This window comes from Coleofasciculus sp. A1-SPW-01 (assembly GCF_040217205.1).
GTDB classification, from domain to species: Bacteria; Cyanobacteriota; Cyanobacteriia; order Cyanobacteriales; family Coleofasciculaceae; genus Coleofasciculus; species Coleofasciculus chthonoplastes_A.
On the sequence record NZ_JAVJNP010000134.1, the window covers coordinates 1 to 7,477 of the forward strand.

The following is a 7,477-nucleotide window of genomic DNA, read 5'->3' on the forward strand; positions in this document are numbered from 1 at the left end:
GCACGAACAGACTTTTGTATTGTTCCGGCGCGGAGGGGCATCCCGTGTCGTTAATAAAGCCAAGAGTCTCCTAAACAATAGTCGGATTGTCTTGGAAGCCTACACCATACCTGTACTCAGGTTGGTGTAGGAGTATGTCACGAAATACTGCCACGCTTACGGGCTTCTTTGTAGGATGTTCCCACATTTCGTAACCCAGCGCGAATCATTTGCTGTTCTAATAGGGTAAAAAAGCGGGCGCGATCGCCTCCCCGAACCACAGCCTGATTATGGGCTTCTGCTATAGCAATGGGATAGCCATAGCCTTTGTAAACCTGTGCCAGCATTAAACTTAGGGCTTGATTGAATAACATCGTATCTTGGGCTACCCATTCTGGAACCTCGACGCGGGCAATTTCTGTACCAACGTGAACATAGCAGAAGTAAATCCGGTGATGATCGTATAGATCTAAAATTCGTACCGAACTGCGAAACAAAGGACTACGTTGTCCGGGTTGTAGTAAACTCGACCAGAGCATCGTATCACGTAAGGGTTCAACAACCTGACAAGGCAATTTATCGGTAACAGAGGCGCAATGGCTGAGACAGTTTGGGGTGTCATAAGGACAGGCTTGTAACCGAAGAAAATGCAGGGCTTCGTTGCTGCGAGACGCGCTCAAATAGCCCATCAGTGGTACATTGACCGATCGCAACTGATCCCAAGCGGCTAAAATTGGCGGTAGGATGCGATCGCGGGCTTCTGTGGGTAAGGATTCCAGAAACCAGTAAATCAGAGATCCATCCACCATCGCCAGATTAGGAATATCGAAGTGAGAACCGGGGGGATTCACCCAGCGACACGCCATATCTGCCAATATCGCCACCTCAGACACAGTGCGACAATATCCCATCCATTCTTCAGTACGAATCCCCCATTGGCGAGATATGTATAAATCTTCGGGTCGGTAAAAGACTTCGGGTAGGTTATCCAAAAGCGGGTGTAAACTCTGCCCATAGTGCAGCATCACCCGACCGACATTAATTAAATAACAATAGGCGATTTCGTGATGGGAGGGAGAAATTTGAGATCCATCGGTAGCGAAAACCGTGTGGCTTTCCGGAGGGGAGTCCAGATCAAGGCGAGTATCCAGGGGTTCGACGGGAACAGCCGCCGTAAAAGTTATGCGATCGCGCCATTGCTGGTGGGATTGAATCAAGTCATCCTGTCGGGTATTAGTCTCCAGCAGCAGCTTTTGCGCTAATTCCCAGCGTTGGCGACTTGCCAGCGCCTCCCCTTTCAGATGCTGGCTAATTCCAGGGATTTGTTTCGCGAGTTTCGTGAGATCGAGCATTTAATTATAGTACCCGATGCAGGATATGTATCATTATTTTATCTTTTTTTACGATTTCAGTAGTAATAATTATAACTATTGCTTAAACGAAGCAAACCTCTGACTTATTTGGGATTTATTGTAACCATTTTTACAGTTTTAAACTTCCTTCAGGCATGAATTGTAAGATTAAATTACCAAATATTAAGTTATATCAAATAAGCTTGAATTTATCTTGGTAGCTGTCCTAGAGTCAAGTCAATCCAATTAGCATTCATGAGAGTGTTATGTAACCCAGATTGAAAAAGCTGGATAACTGACACTTAATTTGACTCAATGCTGTGTAGGTAATAAACTGACAAGCTTTTACTCTGACTAAGCCTATTTCAAGAACAAGGAAATTGAATGCCATTGGCATAAAGCTTATTAACAAATAGTACCGATGAGGTGCGTTATGGATGTTGTAACCCTTTCAAAACTCGGTGTCAAACATGCTGAAAATGCCGTAGCAGAATCCCTACGGATTAAAACTGGATTAGATTGGACAAAGCCAGTTACCTTTTACGGGATTATCAATGAACGTTGTAATGCAAAATGTCGCCAGTGTGAGTATTGGCGACTCCCTGAAAACAAAGAGGAAATGACGATTGAAAAATGGAAACGCGCCCTCCTCAGTATAAAAGACTTTGTGGGTGAGTATTCCATCAACTTTAGTGGCGGTGAACCTTATATCAAAAAAGGATTTCTCGACCTACTGGCGTTTGCCAATAGCAATGGTATTCACTGCGGTGTGACCACAAATGGTTCGTGCATGACCCAGGAAAATGCTGCCAAAACTGTAGCCGCGCGTCCCTTTAATGTAAATATGTCGGTGGATGCTCCCAATGCGGAACTCCATGATTACCTACGTGGTTATCCCGGTTTATTTGCTAAACTTTCTAACGGCATTAAGTATCTACGCCAGGAACAGGAAAAACAAGGTATAAGCTTCCCGATTATTGTCAAACCGACATTAAATCGCCTTAATTTCCGCTTAATGCCCGAACTGGTAGAATGGGCGCAACAAATTGGCGCGACTGCTGTTAATTTCCAGCCCGTCAATCTTTGGACACCAGAAACCTATAATGAACTGTGGCTGAAAGCTGAAGACTATGACGACTTTGCTCAGGTCATTGAGCGCCTAATTGAAATGAAGCAAAACGGTGCGCCTATTATGACGGGTGATGATGTTCTGCGGCTTTTCTTACCTCATTTCCGTGAAGAAAAGGCTCCTGAATCCGTTCGTCCCTGTCGAGTTGGGCTTCGCAATTTCTGGATTGAAACGGATGGAAATGTGAAACTCTGTAATGACTATCCAGTCATTGGCAATATTAAACACCAGAGCGCGAAAGAAATCTGGTATGGGGAAAAAGCCAAAGAGGTTCGCCAGCAGACATTAGACTGCGGTAAACTTTGCTTGATTACCTGTGTGTCGCAAAAAACGCTTAAGGATAAGGTTTTGATGGGAATGAAGCTACTGCGGAATTGATGCAAAATTTCGATTATCCCTCGCCTGGAGAACAAAACTGGACTATGTTCTCAGGTTGAGGGGTTTCATTTGTATGTAAGCTGTTCGGCGTTTAAACCGTAATGTTAATAATAGCGCGTTCCCTGTAGTGCGTTAAGCGAAGCCATGCCGCAGGCTTTAGTGAAGCCATGCCGCAGGCTTTGCATCTTGCTCGCTACCCGTCCTACCCGTCCCCAATTTAAATGCATGACAGTTTAGCTATTTATGATTATCGATGAAAAATGAGTCAAAAACGCTTGAAAGTTTTGTTAATTATAGAACAATGTAATCCGAAGATGAGTTCTACCCCTTTAACATAAATTGTCAATAGCTGAACAGTCCAGTTGGATGGTGCGTGTATGCATTATCCGAACTCTAGTTAGACCAAGCTGAGAAATCCTGAGCAAACTCGGACAGAGATAATAACTGAATTTTTGAATGATTGCGAACCTCGTCTCGATGCGCGGCTGTATTATAGCCCCAATCCGCTAAATAGAGTCTCACCTGAGCCAAGTCTGATTGCTGTTCCACTGATAGTAAGGTATTTAACCGATCTTCTACAAACCAGAGACTTGCAGATTCATCTGTAAAGTCTTGTATAAGTTGTCGTAGAGTTTGGTGTTTTGGACGTTTAATTTCTTTGCCGATAATTCTATCCTCTGATAGTTCGATACCTTGTTGTTGTAATAACTGCTTGGCAAAGCGCCCTTCCTTAGTGGTTACAATAAAGACCTGCGTTTGCGTTTCTAGGATTTGCTGTAGGCGCTCAATTACCCCAGGATAAAAGCGGTGTAGTGCTAACCAACTCTCTAAATCACTTGTAATCCATTCATCGCGAATTTTATCTAACTGTTGACCTAAGTTCTGTGGCTGCAAGTTTTCGGAGTCAACACATTGGTGCAAAACGGTTGACCAATCTTGTAAAATCTGGGATTCTGAAACCCCTAAAAGTAAGGCTCGTACTAAAACAGGCATTTCCCATCCGGTTTCAATCACAGGGCGCAAGCGGTAAAATTTGTCCGCTATGTTGGGTGGCGGTGTTGTGGTTTCTGGTTGCCAAATTTTGCAGTAGGTACGCCAAGCGGTTTGGAAATATTCCAGAAGTCCATCACAGATAACGCCATCAAAGTCGAGGGCGAGAATTGTGGGAGCATCAGTTGACATAAAGTTATCTCAATGATGAATAATGATTTATAGCAGTCCTAAATAGGTCGGAACAGATAGGCAGACAAAGTTACTTAACAACTGAATAAAAAGAAGAGTGGCAACCAAATTAGCAATATCCTCATCAGTGTAGAGTGACGCAAAGATTTTCATTCCGCTTTCAACGCTTGGCGAACTGCGGGATGAATCAAGTTATCAGGGACGTGGTTTTGCTCAATATACTCATTGATTTCAGCCTGGTTATCCAAATAAAAACTCAGGGCATCAAAAACTTGAGCCAGGGTAAGCTGAGGATACTGTGTCGGAATTTCTTCAGGAGGAGTCCCCAATCGCCATAAGCCGACGATGACTCGTACTGATAGGCGAGTCCCGGTGATAATCGGTTCACCGCTTAAAATCTCTGGATTGCGAGTGACATATTTGGAAACGGCTGTAGTGGTCATCAATAAAAGCCCATAAGGGATAGCTCGTTTTTATTGTAGAGCAATATTGTTCTACCCAGACTCCACCGCTCTTTTTTTAAGCTGTCATGCATTTAAATTGGGTATTAGTAGCGAGCAAGATGCAAAGCCTGCGGCATGGCTTCGCTTAACGCACTACAAAGATTTCGTCATTATTGACATTAAGGTTTAAATGCCGAACGGCTTATTGGGTTCACCGACTAATCAAGAATGTTGGCACTCCCACAGGGCAAATTTTCACTACCATTGCTCTTAATTGGCAACAACTTTATTACGCTTGGGATCACCTAGTTGGGAACGGGAAAGAGCGGTTTTTGGATTGAGACTGGGTTGATTGCCCCAGTTTTGGGTAAGCTTGTCCAACAGTTGATCTTGCTGTTGGCGAAATTCCCAGATATTATTGCCCCCATTAATAATCGCAAACCAAACCCGATCGCGCTCTTGTGTGGGCATTACCCCCGCTAAAGCACTCACCTGGCGTAGGGTTCCGGTTTTCATCGCGGTTCCCTCTGGCAGATTGCGAGCATAAATTGTCCCGTTTTTATCCCTCCCGGCTAGGGGGAATACATCAATGACACCTAAGTTATGGGGTGTTAATAATTTTTCCAGGGCGATTAGCATCGCAGTAGCCGCACGGGGAGAGATTTGGTTTTCTGTTCCTAATCCTGATCCATTAATCAGTTGAATTTCCTCTGGAGGGACATTGGCTAACTTGGCGGCTTCTTTGGCAACCACATCAGCCCCACCAACAGCATCAGCTAAAATCTGAGCCATGCCATTGTTACTATAGATGTTCATTTCTCTGAGGATTTCCACCAAGGGTAGGGATTGGTGACGTAATAGTATCCTCATGTCGTCAGGGGGAGTTTTCACTGTTTTGATTTGACCGCTAATCACCAGTTCAGGTTTGGGGGTTCCGGGCGACATTCTGCCATGGTGACGTATAACGGAACGAGACCAGGTTTTGCCATTTAATCCTGTCTTTAGCTGCTCCCCCGATCGCGTCGGATCTTCTTCGTAGTTCATATTGAAGTTGCCCGCAATGACTAAATTGCCATTGACGCGGCGAATCCCAAGCTGATTGAGGCTGTTCCCCAAGGCGATCGCTTCCTCCCAGACAAACAGCGGATCACCACCACCTGTAATCACTAAATCTCCCTCTAATACACCGTCCCGGATATCACCTGTCGCCCCTACTTGGGTCTCAAATTCATGATCAGGTTTCCATTGACTTAACGTCACTAATGTGGTAGCAATTTTGGTCAACGAAGCAGCAGGGCGAGGAATTTTACCCTGATGTTCTGCTAGAACATTCAGCCCTGATTGTATCCAGATTCCTTGATTGTCTGCGAGTGAACCCTTGTTTCTTAGGTCTTGGAGATATTGATTAATCGTGGCTTCGGCGCTCGGGTCAGGCTTGGGTAGAGTAAATAAGGATGTTTCTTGCCATGGCAAGGGTTGGATAGTCTCAACCTTATCTAAATCCAACGTGGCAGCCTGCATTCCCACAATCTTGACCAATAACGCGGCTATCGATGAAGCAATCAATCCAGCACCAATTCGTTGTAACATTACCGTTTCTCCTCCACGGTGCTTTATTGTACGAAGTGAATGGCACCGATGAAAAGGTTTCTTCAAGGGTTTTTCTGGGAGATCAGCACTCTTGAGAGGGGGTATGGGGTGTAGGGTGTAGAGTGTAGGGTTTAGGATGCCGGGTGTCGGGTGTCGGGTTTGTTGCCAAATAAGCTAAAACAGGATTACTCAATCAACGTTCTCCAGGTGAGGGTCAGTTTGGTAGAGGTTTTCCGTAACGGCTTCTGTTAAAATCTTTAAGGTTTCTATCTCTTTGAGCAATGGCATCTCGCGAACGGATCGCAATCGACGCGATGGGAGGGGATCACGCTCCCTCAGAAATTGTGGCTGGAGCTATCCGAGCCCAAGAAGAGTTGGGCGTAGAGGTTATATTGGTTGGCGATACTCAGGCTATTGAAGCGTCCCTGAAAGAACACAAAAGTCCCTGCCAGCTAGAAATAGCCCCGGCGGAAGACGTAATTGCCATGGAAGAGGAACCCTTGGTGGCGATAAAACGCAAACCCAAGGCGTCAATCAACGTGGCGATGGATTTAGTCAAAACCAAGCAGGCACAAGCCGTGGTGTCGGCGGGTCATTCTGGCGCAGCTATGGCAGCAGCATTACTGCGTTTGGGACGGCTCAAGGGCATTGATCGCCCAGCGATTGGCGCTATGTTCCCCACCCTGATTGCTGGAAAGCCGGTGATTATTCTAGATGTGGGGGCAAATGTAGATTGTCGTCCCAAATATCTGGAGCAATTTGCGGTGATGGGGACGGTATATAGCCAGTATGTGCTGGGAATACCAGAACCCAAAGTCGGATTGCTCAATATCGGGGAAGAAGACTGTAAGGGGAATGATTTAGCGATTCGGACTCATCAACTGCTACAGGACAATCCCAGAGTCGCCTTTCTGGGTAATGCTGAAGGGAGAGATGTACTCTCAGGTCAGTTTGATGTGATTGTCTGTGATGGCTTTGTCGGCAACATCTTACTCAAGTTTGCCGAAGCGGTGGGAGAAATCGTCTTACAAATTCTGCGGGAGGAATTGCCCCAAGGCTTACATGGTCAACTGGGAACGGCGATTCTCAAGCCGAATCTGAAGCGGATTAAGCAGCGTATCGATCATGCTGAACATGGCGGTGGGTTGCTCTTGGGAGTGGATGGAGTCTGTATTATTAGCCATGGGAGTTCTCAAGCACCGTCTATTTTTAATGCGATTCGCTTGGCAAAAGAAGCGATTGATAATCAGGTGCTGGAGCGTATTCAGTCTACTGAAATCAAAAGGGTTAACTAACAGTCCGTAAATATCTAGACAATCATTGACATAACTAGACATTTTTGATGATATAATACAGGAATGTCTAGTTTAACTCCCCAAGAAGCAGCTACTCGACTTTGTGTGACGGTCTTGCACGTTGCACCG

The 7,477-nt window shown here is 45.4% G+C and carries 6 protein-coding genes; 2 read left to right on the forward strand and 4 right to left on the reverse strand.

Going from position 1 to position 7,477, the window contains the following annotated elements; translation table 11 throughout:
• Window positions 1–137 precede the first annotated feature (137 nt).
• Window positions 138–1,331: a DNA double-strand break repair nuclease NurA gene (locus RH949_RS20885; RefSeq protein ID WP_006101379.1), complete on the reverse strand. Its 1,194-nt coding sequence runs from the start codon at window positions 1,329–1,331 to the stop codon at window positions 138–140.
• Window positions 1,332–1,764: 433 nt separating this feature from the next.
• Here RH949_RS20885 and RH949_RS20890 point away from each other — a divergent pair, with 433 nt between their 5' ends.
• On the forward strand, window positions 1,765–2,838 hold the full coding sequence (locus RH949_RS20890) for a radical SAM/SPASM domain-containing protein (protein WP_446355853.1): 1,074 nt from the start codon (window positions 1,765–1,767) through the stop codon (window positions 2,836–2,838).
• 393 nt (window positions 2,839–3,231) lie between these two features.
• On the opposite strand, the gene RH949_RS20895 is transcribed toward RH949_RS20890, so the two are convergent.
• The 3 genes from RH949_RS20895 to RH949_RS20905 all read right to left on the reverse strand — a co-directional run bounded on the left by RH949_RS20895 (window position 3,232) and on the right by RH949_RS20905 (window position 6,053).
• The gene (locus tag RH949_RS20895) at window positions 3,232–4,020 is read right to left on the reverse strand and encodes an HAD family hydrolase (protein ID WP_446355855.1); all 789 of its coding nucleotides are present in this window, start codon (window positions 4,018–4,020) and stop codon (window positions 3,232–3,234) included.
• A 149-nt stretch (window positions 4,021–4,169) separates the two neighbouring features.
• Window positions 4,170–4,463 carry a DUF433 domain-containing protein gene (locus tag RH949_RS20900; RefSeq protein WP_446355857.1) on the reverse strand — a complete coding sequence of 98 codons (294 nt, stop codon included), beginning with the start codon at window positions 4,461–4,463 and terminating at the stop codon, window positions 4,170–4,172.
• A gap of 270 nt (window positions 4,464–4,733) precedes the next feature.
• Window positions 4,734–6,053 carry a D-alanyl-D-alanine carboxypeptidase gene (locus RH949_RS20905; protein WP_446355859.1) on the reverse strand — a complete coding sequence of 440 codons (1,320 nt, stop codon included), beginning with the start codon at window positions 6,051–6,053 and terminating at the stop codon, window positions 4,734–4,736.
• A 281-nt stretch (window positions 6,054–6,334) separates the two neighbouring features.
• On the opposite strand from RH949_RS20905, the gene plsX reads away from it, so the two are divergent.
• Complete coding sequence (plsX, locus tag RH949_RS20910; RefSeq protein WP_446355861.1) at window positions 6,335–7,348, forward strand: phosphate acyltransferase PlsX; 1,014 nt, start codon at window positions 6,335–6,337, stop codon at window positions 7,346–7,348.
• Window positions 7,349–7,477: the final 129 nt, after the last annotated feature.